General features: G+C 70.8%; 14 protein-coding genes. 7 read left to right on the top strand and 7 right to left on the bottom strand.

Annotated features, from left to right (window positions below):
- Positions 1-75: 75 nt before the first annotated feature.
- The 6 genes from ACZ4Z3_RS15400 to ACZ4Z3_RS15375 all read left to right on the top strand — a co-directional run bounded on the left by ACZ4Z3_RS15400 (position 76) and on the right by ACZ4Z3_RS15375 (position 10,273).
- Complete coding sequence (locus ACZ4Z3_RS15400; RefSeq protein WP_468501459.1) at positions 76-1,362, top strand: ferredoxin reductase family protein; 1,287 nt, start codon at positions 76-78, stop codon at positions 1,360-1,362.
- Positions 1,363-1,372: 10 nt separating this feature from the next.
- Positions 1,373-1,768 carry an FMN-binding protein gene (locus ACZ4Z3_RS15395; protein ID WP_468501403.1) on the top strand — a complete coding sequence of 132 codons (396 nt, stop codon included), beginning with the start codon at positions 1,373-1,375 and terminating at the stop codon, positions 1,766-1,768.
- A gap of 2 nt (positions 1,769-1,770) precedes the next feature.
- Positions 1,771-2,499 (top strand): FAD:protein FMN transferase, encoded by a 729-nt coding sequence (locus tag ACZ4Z3_RS15390; protein WP_468501402.1) that lies wholly within the window; start codon positions 1,771-1,773, stop codon positions 2,497-2,499.
- A gap of 175 nt (positions 2,500-2,674) precedes the next feature.
- A complete protein-coding gene (locus ACZ4Z3_RS15385) occupies positions 2,675-3,634 on the top strand; it encodes a GNAT family N-acetyltransferase (RefSeq protein ID WP_468501401.1) in 960 nt (319 codons plus the stop codon).
- 284 nt (positions 3,635-3,918) lie between these two features.
- Entirely contained in the window at positions 3,919-9,114 is a 5,196-nt protein-coding gene (locus tag ACZ4Z3_RS15380; protein WP_468501400.1) for a family 43 glycosylhydrolase, read from the top strand.
- 142 nt (positions 9,115-9,256) lie between these two features.
- On the top strand, positions 9,257-10,273 hold the full coding sequence (locus ACZ4Z3_RS15375; RefSeq protein WP_468501399.1) for an LLM class flavin-dependent oxidoreductase: 1,017 nt from the start codon (positions 9,257-9,259) through the stop codon (positions 10,271-10,273).
- On the opposite strand, the gene ACZ4Z3_RS15370 is transcribed toward ACZ4Z3_RS15375, so the two are convergent.
- The 5 genes from ACZ4Z3_RS15370 to ACZ4Z3_RS15350 form a co-directional block, all read right to left on the bottom strand.
- Positions 10,228-11,091: a lysophospholipid acyltransferase family protein gene (locus ACZ4Z3_RS15370; RefSeq protein ID WP_468501398.1), complete on the bottom strand. Its 864-nt coding sequence runs from the start codon at positions 11,089-11,091 to the stop codon at positions 10,228-10,230. The genes ACZ4Z3_RS15375 and ACZ4Z3_RS15370 overlap by 46 nt on opposite strands.
- 4 nt (positions 11,092-11,095) lie before the next feature.
- Positions 11,096-11,878 carry a GNAT family N-acetyltransferase gene (locus ACZ4Z3_RS15365; RefSeq protein ID WP_468501397.1) on the bottom strand — a complete coding sequence of 261 codons (783 nt, stop codon included), beginning with the start codon at positions 11,876-11,878 and terminating at the stop codon, positions 11,096-11,098.
- 238 nt (positions 11,879-12,116) lie between these two features.
- Positions 12,117-12,866: a succinate dehydrogenase/fumarate reductase iron-sulfur subunit gene (locus ACZ4Z3_RS15360; RefSeq protein ID WP_055711854.1), complete on the bottom strand. Its 750-nt coding sequence runs from the start codon at positions 12,864-12,866 to the stop codon at positions 12,117-12,119.
- Entirely contained in the window at positions 12,863-14,821 is a 1,959-nt protein-coding gene (locus tag ACZ4Z3_RS15355; protein WP_468501396.1) for a fumarate reductase/succinate dehydrogenase flavoprotein subunit, read from the bottom strand. The genes ACZ4Z3_RS15360 and ACZ4Z3_RS15355 overlap by 4 nt, the downstream gene beginning before the upstream one ends.
- Positions 14,822-14,823: 2 nt before the next feature.
- A complete protein-coding gene (locus ACZ4Z3_RS15350) occupies positions 14,824-15,531 on the bottom strand; it encodes a succinate dehydrogenase (protein WP_468501395.1) in 708 nt (235 codons plus the stop codon).
- A 93-nt stretch (positions 15,532-15,624) separates the two neighbouring features.
- Here ACZ4Z3_RS15350 and ACZ4Z3_RS15345 point away from each other — a divergent pair, with 93 nt between their 5' ends.
- Complete coding sequence (locus tag ACZ4Z3_RS15345) at positions 15,625-16,509, top strand: LysR family transcriptional regulator (protein ID WP_468501394.1); 885 nt, start codon at positions 15,625-15,627, stop codon at positions 16,507-16,509.
- 91 nt (positions 16,510-16,600) lie between these two features.
- Here ACZ4Z3_RS15345 and ACZ4Z3_RS15340 read toward each other — a convergent pair whose 3' ends face one another.
- Together ACZ4Z3_RS15340 and ACZ4Z3_RS15335 are read right to left on the bottom strand one after the other, a co-directional pair.
- Positions 16,601-18,736, bottom strand: coding sequence for a putative bifunctional diguanylate cyclase/phosphodiesterase (locus tag ACZ4Z3_RS15340; protein WP_468501393.1), 2,136 nt, complete (start codon positions 18,734-18,736; stop codon positions 16,601-16,603).
- The gene (locus ACZ4Z3_RS15335) at positions 18,733-19,545 is read right to left on the bottom strand and encodes an SAM-dependent methyltransferase (RefSeq protein WP_468501392.1); all 813 of its coding nucleotides are present in this window, start codon (positions 19,543-19,545) and stop codon (positions 18,733-18,735) included. The genes ACZ4Z3_RS15340 and ACZ4Z3_RS15335 overlap by 4 nt, the downstream gene beginning before the upstream one ends.
- Positions 19,546-19,775 lie beyond the last annotated feature (230 nt).

Genomic DNA, 19,775 nt, shown 5'->3' with positions numbered 1-19,775 from the left:
GATCAAGGAGCTGTCAGCGTGACCACTCTCGAACAACCCCCCGCGGCGGCGAGCCGCTCGGGAGCGCGCCCCAAAGTGGTCGCCCGCACCGGTCTGTACGCGGTGCTGGCGGCGAACGTGGTCGCGGTGGCCGTCTTCTTCGTCCAGGCAGGCTTCGCCTCGAACGCCCTGATCGTGCTGGGGCGCCTCACGGGCCTGTACGGGGCGCTGCTGATGGCGTTCCAGCTGCTGCTGGTGGCCCGGCTGCCCTGGTTCGACCGGCGCATCGGCATGGACCGGCTGACCTCCTGGCACCGCTGGACCGGCTTCTCCGTGCTGTGGCTGCTGATGGCGCACGGGGTGTTCATCGCCTTCGGGTACGCCCAGTCCTCGGACATGGACCCGGTGAACCAGGTGGTCGACCTCGCCGAGACCACCGAGGGTGTGCTCCGCGCCATCGTCGCGCTCGGCATCATCATCGTGATCGGCGTGGTCTCGGCCCGCTACGCGCGGCGCCGGCTCGCCTACGAGACCTGGCACTTCATCCACCTGTACACGTATGTGGCGGTGGTGCTCGCCTTCACGCACCAGGTCGCGGCGGGCACGACGTTCGCCTCGTCCGAGGTGGCGACGGCGTACTGGTACACGCTGTGGGGCAGCGCCCTGACCGCGGTGTTCCTGGGCCGGCTGGTCCTGCCGCTGTGGCGGAACTGGCGGCACCAGCTACGCGTCACGGCCGTCGTCCACGAGTCCGACCACGTCGTCTCCATCTATATGAGCGGCCGTGACCTGGACCGGATGCCCGCGCGGGCCGGCCAGTTCTTCCTGTGGCGGTTCCTGACCCGGGACCGCTGGTGGCAGGCCAACCCGTTCTCGCTGTCGGCGGCGCCCGACGGCAAGCAGCTGCGGCTGACGGCCAAGGCGGCCGGTGCGGGCTCCGCCGCGCTGCGCCATGTGAAGGTCGGCACGCGCGTGTTCGCGGAGGGCCCCTACGGCGCGTTCACCGCGATGCACCGCACCCGGCCGGAGTCGGTCCTCATCGCGGGCGGCGTCGGCGTCACCCCGATCCGGGCGCTGCTGGAGGAGATCCAGGGGCACGCCGTGGTGATCTACCGGGTGGGCACGAGGCAGGACGCCGTCCTCTACGAGGAGCTCCAGCGGCTCGCCTTCGACAAGGGCGCCGAACTGCACCTGGTCTCGGGGCCGGTCGTGCCCGACCTCCTCGCGCCGCGCGAGCTGGCCCGGATGGTGCCCGACATCGCCGACCGGGACGTGTTCCTGTGCGGGCCGCCGCCGATGATGAACGCCGTCCTGGGCAGCCTGCGCGAGCTGGACGTGCCCAAGCCGCAGATCCACTTCGAACGCTTCAGCCTGGCGGGATGAGGAAGACACCGTGAACCGAGCGATTCCCGCCCTGATCCTGAGCGCCGCCGCGCTGGTCCCCGTGTGGCGCTACACGCCCTCGACGGCGACGACCACCACGGCGACCGCCGAGCCGGCCCCGTCGGCCTCCCCGTCCACCTCCGGTGACTCCACCGTGGTCTCGGGCCCCACCATCGACACGGAGAAGGGTCCCGTCCAGGTCCAGGCGACCTTCAAGGGCGACAAGATCACCGCGGTCAAGATGCTCCAGCAGCCGAACCATCCGCAGACCGAGGCGGCGGTGCCGAAGCTGATCGAGGAGACGCTGCAGGCCCAGAGCGCCGACATCGACACGGTCTCCGGCGCCACCATCACCAGTGGCGCCTACCGGAAGTCCCTCCAGGCCGCCCTCGACGCGAAGAGCTGAGCATGCGCCGCGTCGAACACATCATGGGTTTCCCGATCTCCCTGCTCATCGAGGACGAGGGCACGACCGCCGAGGCCGCGGAGCCGGCGTTCGACTTGCTGCGCCAGGTCGACGCCCGGTTCAGTCCGTTCCGGGCCGACAGCGAGGTGTCCCGGCTGGACCGGGGTGAGCTCGCCCCACACGAGCTCAGCCCGGACCTGGCCGAGGTCCTCGACCTGTGCGAGGAGTACCGCGTGGCGACCGGTGGCGCGTTCGACGTACGGCTGCCGGGGCGCGGGCTCGACCCCTGCGCGATGGTGAAGGGGTGGGCCGTGCAACGGGCCGCGGACCTGCTGACGGAGCGGGGGGCGCGGCGGCTCTGCCTCAACGCGGGCGGCGACGTGGCGGTGACCGGCGGGCCGTGGCGGGTCGGCGTGCGCCACCCAGAGCGGGCCGACCGGCTCTGTACGGTCCTGGAGGTCGGCGAGGGGGCGGTGGCCACGTCCGCGCGCTACGAACGGGGCGACCACATCCTCGACGGCCGAACCGGGCGCCCGGCGACGGGGCTGCTGAGCGTGACCGTCGTCGCGGCGTCCCTCACGGAGGCCGACGCCACCGCGACAGCGGCGTTCGCGATGGGGATGGAGGGGGTCGAGTGGGCCGCGTCGAGGGAGGGGTGCGAGGTGTTCGCGGTCGACGCGGACCGGAAGGTGTACCGGACTCCGGGGTTGCCGGTGGCGACGACGACCTGAGGGGCTATCTGCGGCGCTTGAGCTCGGGAGTGCGTGCGGTAGGGCGCCTGCGGGTGGTTCGTGGCTGTTCGCGCAGTTCCCCGCGCCCCTTGAGGGGGTGAGCCTCAGTCTCAAGGAGTGGCCGTGTGGGGGAAATTGCGTTGCGGGGACGGGCGGTGGCGTCGACAGTGGCGGCATGACGATGACGCACTCCGCCGCACTGCCGGCCGGTATGACCGTACGACCGGCGCGTGTTGAGGACGCGGTGGCGGTGTGTGCTCTGCTCAACGAGGTCGACCGGCTGGAGATCGGCCGGGCCGAGACCGAGCTCGCCGAGGTCCAGGCGGATCTGAAGCATCCCGAGGTGGACCTGGAGCGGGACTCCTGGCTGCTGTTCGACGGGGACCGGCTCGTCGGGTACGGCCTGATGTGGGACGAGTCGGGCGGTGAGCGCATCGACATGGACCACTACGCGCTGCCCGACCAGCCGCTCGGCGCCCTGCACCTGTTCGAACTGATGGAGGCCCGTGCCGCCGAGCGGGCCGCGGCCAACGGGGCGGACCGCGCGGTCGTCCACCTGCACCTCAACATCGCGCCCACCACGGACCTGGACGCCCTGCGCGGCCGGGGCTGGCGCCCGGTCCGCCGCTACCACGTGCTGGACCGGCCCCTGTCCGCCGCCGACACGCTCCCCGTCCCTCCGCCCGGCGTGAGCCTGCGGCCCTGCGCGGACGAGGCGGACCGCCGGCAGGCACACGCCCTGCTGCAGGCCTCCTTCGCCGAACACTTCGACTTCCAGCCGCGCACCTACGAGCAGTGGCTGGACGACATCGACGCCGCGAACACCGACTGGTCGCTGATCTGGATCGCGCACGTCGACGGACTCGGCGACGCGGCCGCCCTGCGCACCCGCGACGACCGTACGACCATGGCGTGGATCTCCTCCCTCGGCGTTCTCGCCGAGGCCCGCGGCCGGGGTCTCGGCAGCCATCTGCTGCGCCACGCCTTCGGCCACTACGCGGCGCGGGGCCGCGACCGCATCGGCCTCGGTGTCGACACCGACAACAGCTCCGGCGCCCTCGCGCTGTACGAGCGGCACGGCATGAAGCTGGACTTCGCCGTCGACACCTGGGAGCTCGTCCGCCCCGTGGTGTGACCGGGGGTAGCACTGTCGACAAAGCGTTGAATCGGTAGCACGGCATCACGTCAACGCGGCTGCTCATGGTGGTTCTTGGCGAGCGACCGTCCGACTTGTTCGACAGGTCGGACATGGTTCGAAACCTCTTGACGCCCCGCCACGCCTCGATTGACACTCTCGCAACACGACGTCACACAGCCGAAACGGCGGAGCACCCAGGGACGGGGTCCTTCGCCCTCGGCCGTCCCCCTTTTCCTGGTTCCGCCCCCTCATCAGCCGTGCTCTCAGCAGGGAAAATCCATATGACGTACAACGCAGGTCCACGCGGCCGCGCGAGACGCCGAGCAGGCCGACTCGCCGGGCTGACCGCCGCGTCACTGCTCCTGGGCCTGGCCGGACCGGTCGCCCCCGCCGTCGCGGACGGCGCGGACCTCACCGACGGCCTGGCCCTCTGGTACAAGCTCGACGCCACCTCCGGCACCACCGTCACCGACGCCTCCGGCAACGGCCGGGACGGCACGGTGAACGGCACCGCCGGCTGGACGGGCGACGGCCAGGGCCTGACGTTCAACGGTTCGGACACCTATGTGAAGGTGCCCAACGATGTCATGAAGGGCATGAACTCCATCAGCGTCTCCATGGACGTGCTGATGGACGAGTCGCAGGCCGGCCCGTACTTCATCTACGGCTTCGGCAACACCAGCGGCGGCACGGGCAACGGCTACCTCTTCGCCACCGGCAACTCGCTGCGCACCGCCATCGCGTCCGGGAACTGGTCGACCGAGCAGAACACCCGGCCCGGCGACTCGCACAACCTGACCCGCTCGGTGTGGAAGCAGCTCACGTACACACAGACCGGCACCACGGGCGTGCTGTACGAGGACGGCGTCGAGGTCGGCCGCAACACCTCCGTCACCACCACGCCGGGCTCGATCGGCTCGGGCACCACGACCGCCAACTACATAGGCAAGTCGGTCTACACCGGGGACAAGCTCTTCAAGGGCAAGATCCGTGACTTCCGGGTGTACAACCGCGCCCTCGCCGCCACCGAGGTCGAGCAGCTCTCGCTCCCCGTCGCCGTCCAGGGCGTCGCCGCCGACAAGGCCGCTCTCACCCTGGGTGACACGAGTGCGGTGACCGCCGACCTGGACCTGCCGAAGACCGGTACGGCCGGGGGCTCCTCCATCAGCTGGAAGAGCGACAACACCTCGGTGGTCGCGGACTCCGGCGCGGTGACCCGCCCCGCCGCCGGTGAGCCGAACGGCCACGCCACCCTCACGGCGACCCTGAAGCGGGGCTCCGTGACGGACACCAAGACCTTCGAGGTCACGGTCCTGCCGTCCTTCGACGACACCACGGCCGTCAAGCAGGCCGCCGAGGCGCTGACCGTGCACAACGCCGACGACGCCCGCGGCAACCTCACGCTCCCGACGTCCGGCGACTTCGGCACCAAGGTGTCGTGGTCCTCCGCGGACCCGGACGTCGTCACCGACGACGGTGTGGTGCACCGCCCGGCGCACGGCGACGGCGGCACGACCGCCGAGCTGACCGCGACCGTCACCAAGAACGACGCGAAGACCACCCGCGCCTTCACCGTGAAGGTGCCGGAGCTGCCGAAGAAGGAAGCCCGCAAGGGCTACATGTTCAGCTACTTCACCGGCGAGGGCACCTCGGACGGCGAGCAGCTCTACTTCGCGCTCAGCAAGGGCAACGACCCGCTGAAGTGGCGTGAGCTGAACGACGGCAAGCCCGTCCTCACCTCCTCGCTCGGCGAGAAGGGCCTGCGCGACCCGTTCATCATCCGCTCCCCCGAGGGCGACAAGTTCTACCAGATCGCCACCGACCTGAAGATCTACGGCAACGGCGACTGGGACCGCTCGCAGCGCTCCGGCAGCAAGTCCATCATGGTGTGGGAGTCCACCGACCTGGTGAACTGGACCGACCAGCGCCTGGTCAAGGTCTCCCCCGACGCGGCCGGCAACACCTGGGCCCCCGAGGCGTACTACGACGAGAAGCTCGGCGAGTACGTCGTCTTCTGGGCGTCGAAGCTGTACGACAACGAGGCGCACACCGGCGACACGTACAACCGCATGATGTACGCGACGACCCGCGACTTCTACACGTTCAGCGAGCCCAAGGTCTGGATCGACCGCGGCTACTCGGTCATCGACTCCACGGTCATCCAGCACGACGGCACGTACTTCCGTCTCTCCAAGGACGAGCGGAACAACAGCTCCTCCACTCCCAACAGCAAGTTCGTCTTCGAGGAGAAGAGCGACTCGCTGCTCGACCTGTCCTGGGACCCGGTCGCCGAAGGCATCGGCAAGGGCGCGATGAGCGCGGCCGAGGGCCCGCTGGTGTTCAAGTCGAACACCGAGGACAAGTGGTACGCGTTCCTCGACGAGTTCGGCGGACGCGGCTACATCCCCTTCGAGACCACCGACCTCGCCTCCGGCGTGTGGACGCCGTCCGGCTCGTACGACCTGCCGGCCAAGCCCCGGCACGGCACGGTGCTGCCGGTGACGCAGGCCGAGTACGACCGGCTGCTGAGCACCTACCAGCCGGACCAGATCGTCAAGAGCGTCGAGGACATCAAGGTCGAGACGCGTATCGGTGAGGCCCCGGTGCTGCCCGCCACCGTCATCGCCGAGTACGCCGACGGCACCAAGAAGCCCATCGCGGTCACCTGGGCGGACGTGGACGCGTCGAAGTACGCGCAGGCAGGCACGTTCACGGTCGAAGGCACCCTGCCGGGCGACGCCACGATCGGGGTCCGCGCCGAGGTCACCGTCTCCGAGAAGGGCCCGGACGTCCCGACGGACCTGGTCCTGCACTACGGCTTCGACGAGACCGGCGGCAGCATCGTCCGCGACTCCAGCGGCCACGGCTACCACGGCACCTATGTCCGTACGCCCGACTTCGGGACCGGTGTCGACGGCGGCTCGTTCAAGATGTCCGGCGGCAACAGCGGCTCCGACTCGCCGTACGTGAAGATCCCGAACGGGGTCCTCAAGGGCGCGAACGGCGTCACCGTCTCCACGTACGTCAAGTGGAAGGGCGGCGACAACTTCCAGTGGCTGTTCGGCCTCGGCCCCGACAACAACAAGTACCTCTTCGCCACCCCGTCCAACGGCGCCGGGAAGCTGTTCTCCGCGATCACCAAGGCCACCTGGTCCGGTGAGAAGCAGATGATCGGCGGCTCCCCGCTCACCCAGGGCGAGTGGAAGCACCTCACCGTCACCCTGGACGGCGCGACGGAGACGGCGATCCTCTACGTGGACGGCGCCGAGGTGGCCCGCGTCAACGGTGTCACCATCAAGCCGTCCGACCTGTACGACGCCGCCAAGGACCACTCCGGCTACATCGGCAGGTCCCTGTACGCCCCGGACCCGTACTTCGGGGGCGAGGTCGACGACTTCCGGATCTACAACCGGGCCCTGTCGCCCGCCGAGGTCCTGGAGCTCGGCGGCAACACCACCGGGATCGCCGCGGCGACCCACCCGGCGCTCAGGGTCGACGCGATCATCGACGACAAGGACAGCAAGATCGTCCTTCCACTGGCCGAGGGCAGCGACATCACCGCCCTGGCACCGGAGTTCACCCTGGCCCACGGCGCGACCATCAGCCCGGCCTCCGGCACCCTGCGCGACTTCAGCGAGCCGAAGACGTACGAGGTCACCGGCTCGGACGGCAAGAAGCGCACCTGGACGGTCTCGGCACTGATCATGAAGAGCCCGGTCCTGCCGGGACTCAACGCCGACCCGAACATCGTCCGCTTCGGCGACACCTTCTACATCTACCCGACCACCGACGGCTTCGAGGGCTGGAGCGGCACGCAGTTCAAGGCGTACTCGTCGAAGGACCTGGTCCACTGGAAGGACCACGGCGTCATCCTCGACCTCGGTCCTGACGTCTCCTGGGCCGACAGCCGGGCATGGGCGCCGGCCATCGAGGAGAAGAACGGCAAGTACTACTTCTACTTCTGCGCCGACGCCAACATCGGTGTCGCGGTCTCCGACTCGCCGACCGGCCCGTTCAAGGACGCGCTGGGCAAGCCGCTGCTGAAGGCGGGCGACCGACCCGGCCAGATGATCGACCCGGCGGTCTTCACCGACGACGACGGCCAGTCGTACCTCTACTGGGGCAACGGCCGCGCCTACGTCGTGCCGCTCAACGACGACATGGTCTCCTTCGACGCCTCGAAGGTCACCGACATCACCCCGAGCGGCTACAACGAGGGCACGTTCGTCATCAAGCGCAAGGGCACCTACTACTTCATGTGGTCGGAGAACGACACACGTGACGAGAACTACCGGGTCGCCTACGCCACCGGCTCCTCGCCCACCGGTCCCTGGACCAAGCGCGGCGTGATCCTGGAGAAGGACCTCTCGCTCGGTATCAAGGGCCCCGGCCACCACTCCGTGGTCCACGTCCCGAACACCGACGACTGGTACATCGCCTACCACCGCTTCGCCATCCCCGGCGGAGACGGCACCCACCGCGAAACCACCATCGACAAGCTGGAGTTCGACGACGACGGCCTGATCAAGAAGGTCGTCCCCACCCTCGGCGGCATCGACCCGGTCACCATCGCCCGGGCCGGCCAGGACGCCAAGGGCAAGGAGGGCGAGCGCATCCAGCTCGACGGCACCGTCTCCGGGGCGGGCACCGCCAAGTGGAAGGTCGAGGTGGGCGCGCCCTGCGTCTTCGCCGACGCCTCCGCCGCGAGGACGACGATCACCTGCGCCGACAACGGCATCTACACGGTGACCCTGACCGGCGGCCGCAGCAGTGACAAGGCCACCGTGACCGTCACCAACGCGCCCCCGGTGATCACCTCCGCGACCGGCCCGAAGTCGCCGGTGGCGGCGGGCAAGGGCACCTCGGTCACGGTGAAGTTCACCGACCCGGGCACCGCCGACAAGCACACCTGCAAGGTCGACTGGAAGGACGGCACCAAGCCGACGGCCGGCAAGATCACCACCGGCGTCTGCAAGGCCGAGCACGTCTACCGCAAGGCAGGCATCCACCGCCCGGTGGTCACGGTCACCGACGACGACGGCGCCTCGGACACCGCCAAGCTCCCCGAGCTGATCGTCTACGACCGCGCCGCGGGCTCCGCGACCGGTACCGGGACGTTCACCTCACCGGCGGGCGCCTACCCGGCCAAGGCCGCTCTGACCGGCAAGGCGGCCTTCTCCTTCCTCGCCAAGTACACGAAGAACGCCACCGTCCCCACGGGCAGGGCCTCCTTCGACTTCGGCGCGGCGAGGCTGAAGTTCCGCTCCACGGGCTCCGACTGGCTCGTGGTGACCGGTGACAAGGCCGTCTACCAGGGCTCCGGCAAGGTCGGCGGCGCGAGCGGCTACGCCTTCCGGATCACCGCGACCGACGGCCCGGACACCTTCAAGATCAAGATCTGGAAGAAGTCCACCGGCAAGGTCGTCTACGAGAACACCAAGGCCGCGAAGACGAAGGGAATCAGCGTCGGCCGCTAGGCGATGAACCGCTTCACCGAGGGGCGCCCGGAGACACCTCCGGGCGCCCCTCGGCACGTCGGCGGCCGGAACGTGCGAGGGCCGGTCCCGCGTGGGTCGGGGGCGTCGGGAATCCCGGCGCCCCCAGAACGTTGAACCCCCTGTGACCTCCGTGCTCTCCTCCACCCGTTTCTCCGTCCTCGACCGCTCCCGCGTCCGGGAGGGCCATGACGCGCCCGAGGCCCTGCGGGACACCGTGCGGCTGGCGCGGGACGTGGAGGAGCTGGGCTTCCACCGGTTCTGGGTCTCGGAGCACCACGGGGTGCCGGGGGTGGCCGGTTCCGCGCCGACGGTCCTGGCGGCGGCCGTCGCGGCGGCCACCCGCACGATCCGGGTGGGCACCGGCGGAGTGATGCTGCCCAACCATCGCCCCCTGGTCGTGGCCGAGCAGTTCGGTGTCCTGGAGTCCCTCTTCCCGGGGCGCGTCGACATGGGCCTCGGCCGCTCTGTGGGCTTCACCGACGGTGTCCGCAGGGCGCTGGGCCGGGACAAGGACGCCGCCGACACGGACGACTTCGCCGCGCAGCTCGACGAGCTGCTCGGCTGGTTCCTCGGGACCTCCACGACCGGCGTGCACGCGCGTCCCCCGGAGGGCCTGTCCGTTCCGCCCTTCGTCCTGGCGATGGGCGAGGGCGCGTCGATCGCCGCGCGGGCGGGCCTGCCGATGGTGATCGGCGACCTCCGCGCCCGGGACCGGATGCTGCGCGGCGTCGAGCGGTACCGCGCCGAGTTCCGGCCGTCGGTCTGGGCGGCGGAGCCGTACGTCGTCGTCTCCGGCACGGTCGCCGTCGCCGCGACCCCCGAGGAGGCCCACCACATCCTCCTGCCCGAGGCATGGGCGATGGCGTACTCCCGCACCCACGGCACGTTCCCGCCGCTCGCCCCCGCGGAGGAGATCGAGCGGCGGACCATGACGGACAAGGAGCGCGGCCTCTACGAGTCGGGGCTCACCGGCCATGTCGTTGGCACCAAGGAGCAGGTCGCGCACGAACTGGAGACGGTGATCAAGGAGACGGGCGCCCAGGAGGTGCTGGTCACGACCAGTACGTACGACCGTGCGGCGCTGCTGGACTCCTACCGGAGGCTTGCCCGGGTCGCGGGCCTCGGCAGTGCTTCCTGAGCGCCCAGGCGTCCTTCCGTGACGTGTGCGGTCATGGCCTCCACGTCGGTGACCGCCGCCTGCGCGGCCGCCGCCAGGGCGCGCCGGTCGGGATGGGTGCCCGGGGCGATCAGGGGCCGTACGTCCAGCTCGGCGACGACTCCGCGGGCGGTGACCACGCGCCACACGGACGTGAGGAGCTGGTCGTCCCCGACGTAGGCGGGCGCGGTGCTGGCCCCTCCCCCGGCGCACCGGTAGCGGACGCGCACCGGCTGTACGGGGACGCCCGCGTCGAGCGCGGCCTGGAAGACGGCCCGGCGAAAGCGCCCCTGGGCCCGGCCGCACCAGGTGCTGCCCTCGGGGAAGACGGCGACCGCCGTGCCGGCGCGCAGCACGTCGGCGATGCGGGCGACCGTGCCGGGCAGGCCGCGGATGCGGTCCCGTTCGATGAAGAGGGAGCCGCCCCGCTCGGCGAGGGTGCCGGCGACGGGCCAGCGCCGGATGTCGGACTTGGCGAGCATCCGTGCGGGGCGGACCGCCGCGAGGAGCGGTATGTCCAGCCAGGAGATGTGGTTGGCGACGAGGAGGAGGCCCCCGGCGGGCGCGGCGGCGCCGGTGATCCGTATCCGGACCCCGCAGGCCCGGACGATCCACCGGCACCAGTGCCGTACCGCGCCCGCCGGGATCCGGGGGCCGAGTCCGCTCAGGAGGATCCCGGCGAGGATCAGCGCCAGGACCGTGGTGAGCCTCAGCACGGCCCGTGGCGCGGCGGCGGTCGGCCGCGCGGTGTCCACGCACGCCCGCGGGGTGCAGGGCGCGCCGGGCAGCCACACGCTCATCGCGTCAGGCCGCCGGGACGAGGGAGAGGAAGTGCCGCAGGTAGCGGGCGTTGACACGGCGCATCGGCAGCAGCACGTACAGGTCGGCGACGCCGAAGTCGGGGTCGTGCGCGGGTTCGCCGCACACCCAGGCGCCGAGCCGCAGGTAGCCGCGCAGCAGCGGGGGCAGGTCGATGCGCTCGGCGGGGGCCTCGGCCTTGGGGATCCACGGCAGCAGGGGGCGGACGCGGTACTCGTCCGGCGCCAGGTACTTGCCCTTCACCCGGTCCCAGGTGGCGGTGGCGAGGGCGCCGCCGTCGGCGAGGGGGACGGAGCAGCAGCCGGCGAGCCACTCGTGGCCGTGGTCGAGCATGTAGCGGGCGATGCCGGCCCAGATGAGGCCGATGACGGCGCCGTCGCGGTGGTCGGGGTGCACGCAGGAGCGGCCGACCTCGACGAGGTCCGGGCGGATCGCGTCGATGCGGCCGAGGTCGAACTCGCCCTCCGAGTACAGCCGTCCGGCGACGGCGGCGCGCTTGGGCGGCAGCAGCCGGTAGGTGCCGACGACCTGCCCGGTCAGGGTCTCCCGGACGAGCAGGTGGTCGCAGTACGCGTCGAAGGCGTCGATGTCGAGGCCCGGCTGCGGGCCGGTCAGCAGGGCGCCCATCTCGCCGGAGAACACGTCGTGCCGCAGGCGCTGCGCGGCGCGTACGTCGTCCTCGTCGCGGGCGAGACCGACGGTGTATCGGGTGGGGACCGCTGACGGGGAGGGCAGGGGCGGGGTGTCCAGAGCGGGTACGGCGGTCATGGCTCACTCCAGGTCACGGGCCGGTTCGGCCTGGGCGGAAGAGCGGGCCGGTCGGGTGCGGCGCGCTCGTACCTGTTCTCCCGACGTCGTCTGGCCGACGCGTGACCGAGGGCGGGAGCGCGGATGTGCGCTCGCTGAACGAACCGGGAGGCCTTCCGGGAAACCAGACGGGGCCGGGGATGAGCACCACTCCCGGCCCCGCCCGTCCGCACTCGTCGGCGAACGTCTCCGTGTCCCGCTACCGCTTCCCGGCCTTCCGCGTGGCGCGCAGCCACTCCTTGTTCATGTTCGTGATGGAGACCAGGGGGATGCCCTTGGGGCAGGCCGTGGCGCACTCGCCGGCGAGGGTGCAGCCGCCGAAGCCCTCCTCGTCCATCCGGGCCACCATGTCGAGGACGCGGGTCTCGCGCTCGGGCGCCCCCTGCGGCAGCACGTTCAGATGGTTCACCTTGGCGGAGGTGAACAGCATCGCCGCGCCGTTGGGGCAGGCGGCCACGCACGCCCCGCAGCCGATGCACTCGGCGTGTTCGAAGGCGAAGTCCGCGTCCGGCTTCGGCACGGCCGTGGCGTGGGCCTCCGGCGCGGATCCGGTGGGGGCGGTGATGTAGCCGCCGGCCTGGATGATCCGGTCGAACGCGGACCGGTCCACGACGAGGTCCTTGATCACCGGGAACGCCGAGGCCCGCCAGGGCTCCACGTCGATCGTGTCGCCGTCCGCGAAGGACCGCATGTGCAGCTGGCAGGTGGTCGTCCGCTCCGGCCCGTGCGCGTCCCCGTTGATGACCAGCGAGCACGCCCCGCAGATGCCCTCCCGGCAGTCGTGGTCGAACGCCACGGGGTCCTCACCCCGCAGGATGAGGTCCTCGTTGAGGGTGTCGAGCATCTCCAGGAAGGACATGTCGGGCGAGATGTCGTCCACCTCGTACGTGGACATGGCGCCTTCGGTGTCGGCGGCGCGCTGTCGCCAGACGCGCAGGGTGAGCTTCATGCGTAGCTCCGCTGGGTGGGGTGGACGTACTCGAAGACGAGGTCTTCCTTGTGCAGGACGGGGGCGGTGCCGGTGCCCGTGAACTCCCAGGCGGCCGCGTACGAGAAGGTGTCGTCCTTGCGTTCCGCCTCACCGTCCGGGCTCTGTGACTCCTCGCGGAAGTGCCCGCCGCACGACTCGGCGCGGTGCAGCGCGTCGAGGCACATCAGCTCGGCGAGCTCCAGGTAGTCGACGATCCGGTTGGCCTTCTCCAGTGACTGGTTGAACTCCTCGCCCGTCCCCGGGACCTTGATCCGCCGCCAGAACTCCTCGCGGATCTGCGGGATCCGCTCCAGGGCCTTGCGCAGGCCGCTCTCGGTGCGGGCCATGCCGCAGAACTCCCACATCAGTTCGCCGAGTTCGCGGTGGAAGGAGTCGGGCGTACGGTCGCCGTCGACGGCGAGCAGCAGATGCAGCCGGTCCTCGGTCTCCGCGAGGGCCTCCTGCACGACGGCGTGTTCGGGGCCGATCTCGTCCTGGCGGGGGTGGCGGGCGAGGTAGTCGTTGATCGTCGCCGGGAGGACGAAGTACCCGTCGGCGAGGCCCTGCATCAGCGCGGAGGCGCCGAGCCGGTTGGCCCCGTGGTCGGAGAAGTTGGCCTCGCCGATCGCGAACAGGCCGGGGACGGTGGTCTGGAGGTCGTAGTCGACCCACAGTCCGCCCATCGTGTAGTGGACGGCCGGGTAGATCCGCATGGGGACCCGGTACGGATCCTCGTCGGTGATCCGCTGGTACATGTCGAAGAGGTTGCCGTACTTGGCCTCGACGGCCGCCCGGCCCATCCGTTCGATGGCGTCGGCGAAGTCGAGGTAGACGCCCTGCCCACCGGGTCCGACGCCCCGGCCCTCGTCGCAGACGTTCTTCGCGGCGCGGGAAGCGATGTCGCGGGGCACCAGGTTGCCGAAGGAGGGGTAGATCCGCTCCAGGTAGTAGTCGCGCTCGTCCTCGGGGATCTCGTGCGGGGGCCGCTGGTCGCCCTTGGCCTTCGGGACCCAGATCCGGCCGTCGTTGCGCAGTGACTCGCTCATCAGCGTCAGCTTGGACTGGTGGTCACCGGTGCGCGGGATGCACGTCGGATGGATCTGGGTGAAGCACGGGTTGGCGAACAGCGCGCCCCTCCGGTGCGCCCGCCAGACGGCGGTCGCGTTGGAGTTCATGGCGTTGGTCGACAGGTAGAAGACGTTGCCGTAGCCGCCGGACGCGAGGACGACGGCGTCCGCGAAGTAGGTGTCGATCTTCCCGGTGATGAGATCCCGCGCGACGATGCCGCGGGCGCGCCCGTCGACGACGATCAGGTCGAGCATCTCGGTGCGGGGGTGCAGCTCCACGTTTCCGGCGGCGATCTGCCGGCTGAGGGCCTGGTAGGCGCCGAGCAGCAGCTGCTGGCCCGTCTGGCCGCGGGCGTAGAAGGTGCGGGAGACCTGGACGCCCCCGAAGGAGCGGGTGTCGAGCAGGCCGCCGTACTCGCGGGCGAACGGCACGCCCTGGGCGACGCACTGGTCGATGATCTCCACGGAGATCTGTGCGAGGCGGTGGACGTTGGACTCGCGGGCCCGGAAGTCGCCGCCCTTGACGGTGTCGTAGAACAGCCGGTGGACGGAGTCGCCGTCGTTGCGGTAGTTCTTCGCGGCGTTGATGCCGCCCTGGGCGGCGATCGAGTGGGCGCGGCGCGGGGAGTCCTGGTAGCAGAACTGGACGACGTGGTAGCCCTGTTCGGCGAGCGTGGCCCCGGCGGAGCCGCCGGCGAGACCGGTGCCGACGACGATGACGGTGTGCTTGCGGCGGTTGGCGGGGTTGACGAGCTTGGCCTCGAAGCGGCGCTTGTCCCAGCGCTCGGCGATCGGGCCCTCGGGCGCCCTGGTGTCGACGACCGGGTCCCCGGTGGTGTAGTCCGCGTACGCGGAGGACGTACTCATGATCAGCTCACCACTCCGGTCATGACGGCGACGGGTACGGAGACGAAGCCCAGGGTCAGCACCAGCGCGAGGACGTTCGCGGTGGCCTTCAGGGCCCGGTCACGGGTGCGGCTGCCGGCGCCGAGGGTCTGCGCGGCGCTCCAGAAGCCGTGTCGGATGTGCAGGCCGAGGGCGAGCATCGCGACGAGGTAGATGACGTTGCCGTACCAGGTGGAGAAGGTGTCGATCACGTTCTGGTACGGGTGGCCGGACTGGAAGCCGTTCGGGTGGACGGTGCCGGTCGTCAGGTCGAGGATGTGCCAGACGATGAACAGTCCGAGGATGACGCCGCCCCACCGCATGGTGCGCGTCGCGTAGCTCGCCCGGCGCCTGGTGTGCACGTACTTGGTGGGCCGGGCCCTGAGATCCCGGCGGCTGAGCTGGTAGGCGGCCGTGGCGTGGGCGACGACCGCGGCGACGAGGACCACGCGGACGATCCACAGCGCCCATTCGTGGTGGAGGAAGGGCTCGCCGAGGGTGCGCAGCCAGTGCGCGTACCCGTCGAACTCGGCCGAGCCGAAGAAGATCTTGAGGTTGCCCAGCATGTGGACGACCAGGTACGCCAGCATGATCAGACCGCTGACGGCCATCACCGTCTTCTTGCCGACGGAGCTGTGCCACACCGTGCGTGCCATGGACGGTTTCCGGTCCGTCCGCGTTGCCAGAGCCATGGACAAGACGCTAGGACCGGCACCCCTCATCGGTCCAAGACATGATGCGGCTCGATTCGATAGCCGGAGGCTATCGTCCCGTATCGTGGAAGGGTGCAGTTCCAGCAGCTCCAGTACTTCGTGGCGGTCGCCGAGACCCGGCACTTCACCCGCGCCGCCGAGCTGGTCCATGTCGCCCAGCCCTCGCTGTCGCAGCAGATCAGGGCGCTGGAACGGGAGTTGGGCGCGGATCTGTTCCTGCGGGCGCGCGGCAACATCACGCTCACCGACGCCGGTGAGGCCCTGCTGCCGCTGGCCCGCCGCATCCTGGCCGACACGGACACGGCCCGGCTGGAGGTGCAGGAGCTGGTGCAGCTGCGCCGGGGCCGGGTCCGGCTGGGCGCCACCCCGAGCCTGTGCACCGGTCTGCTGCCCGACGTGCTGCGGGCCTTCCACGACCGCTACCCCGGCATCCGCCTGCTGATCGAGGAGGGCGGCTCCCACGACCTCGTACGGCAGCTCGCGCGCGGCGCCCTCGACCTGGCCCTGGTCGTCCTGCCCCTGCCGACGCCGTCCCCCGCGCTGACCACGGTGGAGCTGCTGCGCGAGGACCTGGTGGTGGTGTCCTCCCCGGACGCGGCCAAGCCCGGCGAGGGGCGGCGCACGATCGGAGTCGCCGACCTCGAGGGCGAGCGGCTCGTGATGTTCCGGCACGGCTACGACCTGCGGGAGCTGACCGTGGCCGCGTGCCGCTCCGCCGGGTTCGAACCGGATTTCGCGGTGGAGGGCGGTGAGATGGACGCGGTACTGGGGTTCGTCCGGGCGGGGCTGGGGGTGGCCGTGGTCCCGCGCATGGTGGCGACCGGTGCGGGCCGTGGTCTGCGGGTCACCCCGCTGGCCCGCCCCGGACTGCACCGCACCATCGCGCTGGCGCACCGCAGCGACGTGGCTCCGCCTCGGGCCGCGAGGGAGTTGCAGCGGATGTTGGTGGAGCGGTGAGCGTGCGCTGCGGTGCCCGGTCGCGCCGTTGGAGATGAGCGCCGTTCGGGTCTGCGGGGCGCTGTGGCTTGTCGCGCGGTTCCCCGCGCCCCTAACCCGTCGCGTCCACCAGGGCCAGTTCGTGCAGGCGTTCCGGTGGGCCCGGGCGGGCGTAGTACCAGCCCTGGGCGGTGTCGCAGCCGAGTATCCGCAGTTGCTCGGCCTGCGCGCCCGTCTCGACGCCCTCGACGGTGACCGCGAGGTCGAGGCTGTGGGCGAGGGAGACGATGCCCTCGACGATCTTCAGGTCGACGGGGTCCGCCGGGAACTGCTGCATGCCCTGCGTGAAGGACCGGTCCAGCTTCAGCACCCGGACCGGCAGCCGCCGCAGATTGGCGAGGTTGGAGTAGCCGGTGCCGAAGTCGTCGAGGGCGATGTCGACGCCCATCTCGGAGAGCCTGCGCAGCGGTTTGAGCAGATCGTCGTCGGCGCCGATCAGGGCGGACTCGGTCACCTCCAGGCACAGGGCGTCCGGTTCGAGGCCGGCCCGCTCGAGGATCTCCACGGTGTCCTGCACCAGCCCGGGATGCGTGAGCTGGCACGGCGACAGGTTCACGTTGACGCGCAGCGGCCCCGTGCCGCCGTGCCGTCGCTGCCATTCGCGGGCCTGGCGCACCGACTGCTCCAGCACCCAGCGGCCGAGCGGCACGATCAGGCCGGTGCGCTCGGCGAGCGGGATGAAGCGGTCGGGGCCGAGCACACCGTGCTGCGGATGCAGCCAGCGGACCAGCGCCTCCGCGCCGCGCACGGTGCCGTCGCCGAGATGGACGAGCGGCTGGTACTCGATGAAGAACTCGCCCCGGTCGAGGGCCGCGGGCAGGGCCGTGGTGAGCCCGTGCCGGGTGATGGCACGGGCGTCGGCCTCGGCGTCGGCGACCTCGTAGCGGTTGCCGCCCGCCGACTTCGCCCGGTACATCGTGATGTCGGCGCTGCGCAGCACCTCCGCCGGGCCGCGCTCGCCCGCCGGGCCCTCGACGATGCCGATGCTGCCGCGGACGAGGAGTTCCCGGCCGTCGATGCGGACGGGGGTGACCAGCGCGTTCATGATGCGGTCGGCGAGGTCGTCGACCTCGCTCTCGGTGTCGGGGCCGGTGGTCAGCGCCACGAACTCGTCGCCGCCGAGCCGGGCGACCATCTCACCGGGGGCGGTCGCGCAGGACTGGAGCCGGTCGGCGACCTCGACGAGCAGCCGGTCGCCGGCCGCGTGGCCGAGGCTGTCGTTGATGGCCTTGAAGCCGTCCAGGTCGAGGTAGCACAGGCCGAACCGCTGGCCGTCGCCCGCCGCGAGGGCCTTCTCCAGGCGCTCGAAGAACAGGGTGCGGTTGGGCAGTCCGGTGAGCGCGTCGTGCGTGGCCTCGTAGCGGAGGCGGAGATTGAGCAGACGGCGCTCGGTGGTGTCCTCCATCAGCGCCAGCTGGTACTGGGGGTTGCCGTCCGCGTCCCGCAGCAGGGAGACCGTCAGATTGGTCCACAGAACGGTTCCGTCGGGGCGGTAGAACGCCTTCTCGGTGTGGTAGTGCTCGCGTTCGGCCCGCACCAGCTCCTCGTAGAGGCGCCACACCTGCGGCGCGTCCTCGGGGTGCGTCCACTCGGTGACGCAACGCGCGAGCATCGTCTGCTCGGTGACGCCGAACATGCGCAGCAGCGCGCCGTTGACCTGGAGGATGTTGCCGTCGAGGTCGGCGATGCCGATGCCTATCGCGGCGCCCTCGAACACCGCGCGGAAGCGGGCCTCGGTCGCGTGCAGCGCCCGGGCGACGGCGCCCTGCGCCTCCAGGGCCGCGCGGGCGATCGCCTCCTGCTCGGCCAGGGTCCGCTGCCGCAGCGCCTCGGCGTACCCGGCGGCCATCGCCGACTGCAGCCGCGCGGCGCGGGCGCGCAGGTCCTCCTGGTGGCCGTCGCCGCCGCAGTAGAGCACCAGATAGGCGTCGACGCAGTCGAGGGCCCGGCTGAGGGCCTCGGGTTCGGTGCAGTGCGCCTCGACGAGGGCGGCACCGACGGCCCTGCCCTCCGCGGCGTCGTACGTCCTGGCCCGCAGCGCCTCGCTCAGGCGCCGGGCGAGCGGCAGGAGCAGTTCCTCGAACTCGGGGCGGGTCAGCGACGTGGAGGTGGCGGGGAAGACCGCGCGGCTCCAGATCGTCGCGAACCGGCGCAGTCTGTCCTCCGGCCCGTCCGGTTCCGCGCTCACGCTTTCGTCCCCACGCCGGCGAACCCGGAGAAGGCGTACGGATCCTCGTCCTCGGGAGCCGTGTCGGGCCGCCACTTCGCCATCGGCACCAGTCCGGGTTCCACCATGTCGTACCCCTCGAAGAACCGCGCGATCTCGTCGCGCGAGCGCATGATCAGCGGATTGCGAATGTCCTTGTACACGTCCACCGCGCCCTCGACCCGTTCCCGGGGAAGCGGAATCCCCTCGTAGGAGGCGTGCGAGACGACGAGCACGGAGCCGGGCGCGAGCGCGTCGCGCAACTCGGCCACCGCTCCGTACGGGTCGTCCGTGTCCTCCACGAAGTGCAGTATGGCAACCAGGAGCAGGGCCACTGGGCGGTTCAGGTCGATCAGCCGCTCGACCTGGGGGCTCGTGAGGACGTCCCGGGGCTTGCGCAGATCGGCCGCGACCACATTCGCGTCGTCGGCGCCCTCCAGAACGGCCTGGGTGTGTGCTACGGCGACCGGGTCGTGGTCGACGTAGACGACGCGCGCCCCGGGGGCGGCGTCCCTCGCCACTTCGTGCACGTTTCCGAAGGAGGGGATCCCGGACCCGATGTCCAGGAACTGGGTGATCCCCGCTCGGGCCGCGTGCCGCACGGCGCGGCGCATGAAGGCGCGGTTCGCCTGCATGATCTTGGGCAGGCCCGGCACGAACTCCATGGCCCTGCGCGCCGCTTCCCGGTCGACCTCGAAGTTGTGCGAACCGCCCAGGTAGTAGTCGTACATGCGGGCCACGGAGGGCATCGAGATGTCGATGCTCCGTGGGGCCCAGGCGGGACGCTCCATATCTGTGACTCCAACGCGTCGGGGGCGGCGTAGGCGATCCGGTGTTCGAGCAGAGGCTACTGATCGTCCGCCAAAGGAGCGAGCAAAAACGGAAATTGACCGTCCGTTCAACGTCGCTGCCGTGGGCACATGCCCAATCGCCGCCCCGACCATGCCTGTTCACGCCCGAGCGCCGCCGGTCGCCCGCGACCGCGCGTACGGGCACGCCAAGCGACCCGCCCCCTCCGATG

This window comes from Streptomyces sp. NPDC030296 (genome assembly GCF_055572815.1).
This window is presented reverse-complemented; position numbering and strand designations above follow the sequence as displayed.

Excerpts from the sequence above, each read along its gene's own strand:
- ACZ4Z3_RS15350 (WP_468501395.1), bottom strand. The coding sequence starts at position 15,531 with ATGGCTCTGGCAACGCGGACGGACCGGAAACCGTCCATGGCACGCACG.
- ACZ4Z3_RS15360 (WP_055711854.1), bottom strand. The coding sequence starts at position 12,866 with ATGAAGCTCACCCTGCGCGTCTGGCGACAGCGCGCCGCCGACACCGAA.
- ACZ4Z3_RS15380 (WP_468501400.1), top strand. The coding sequence starts at position 3,919 with ATGACGTACAACGCAGGTCCACGCGGCCGCGCGAGACGCCGAGCAGGC.
- ACZ4Z3_RS15390 (WP_468501402.1), top strand. The coding sequence starts at position 1,771 with ATGCGCCGCGTCGAACACATCATGGGTTTCCCGATCTCCCTGCTCATC.
- ACZ4Z3_RS15370 (WP_468501398.1), bottom strand. The coding sequence starts at position 11,091 with ATGAGCGTGTGGCTGCCCGGCGCGCCCTGCACCCCGCGGGCGTGCGTG.
- ACZ4Z3_RS15335 (WP_468501392.1), bottom strand. The coding sequence starts at position 19,545 with ATGGAGCGTCCCGCCTGGGCCCCACGGAGCATCGACATCTCGATGCCC.
- ACZ4Z3_RS15365 (WP_468501397.1), bottom strand. The coding sequence starts at position 11,878 with ATGACCGCCGTACCCGCTCTGGACACCCCGCCCCTGCCCTCCCCGTCA.
- ACZ4Z3_RS15355 (WP_468501396.1), bottom strand. The coding sequence starts at position 14,821 with ATGAGTACGTCCTCCGCGTACGCGGACTACACCACCGGGGACCCGGTC.
- ACZ4Z3_RS15385 (WP_468501401.1), top strand. The coding sequence starts at position 2,675 with ATGACGATGACGCACTCCGCCGCACTGCCGGCCGGTATGACCGTACGA.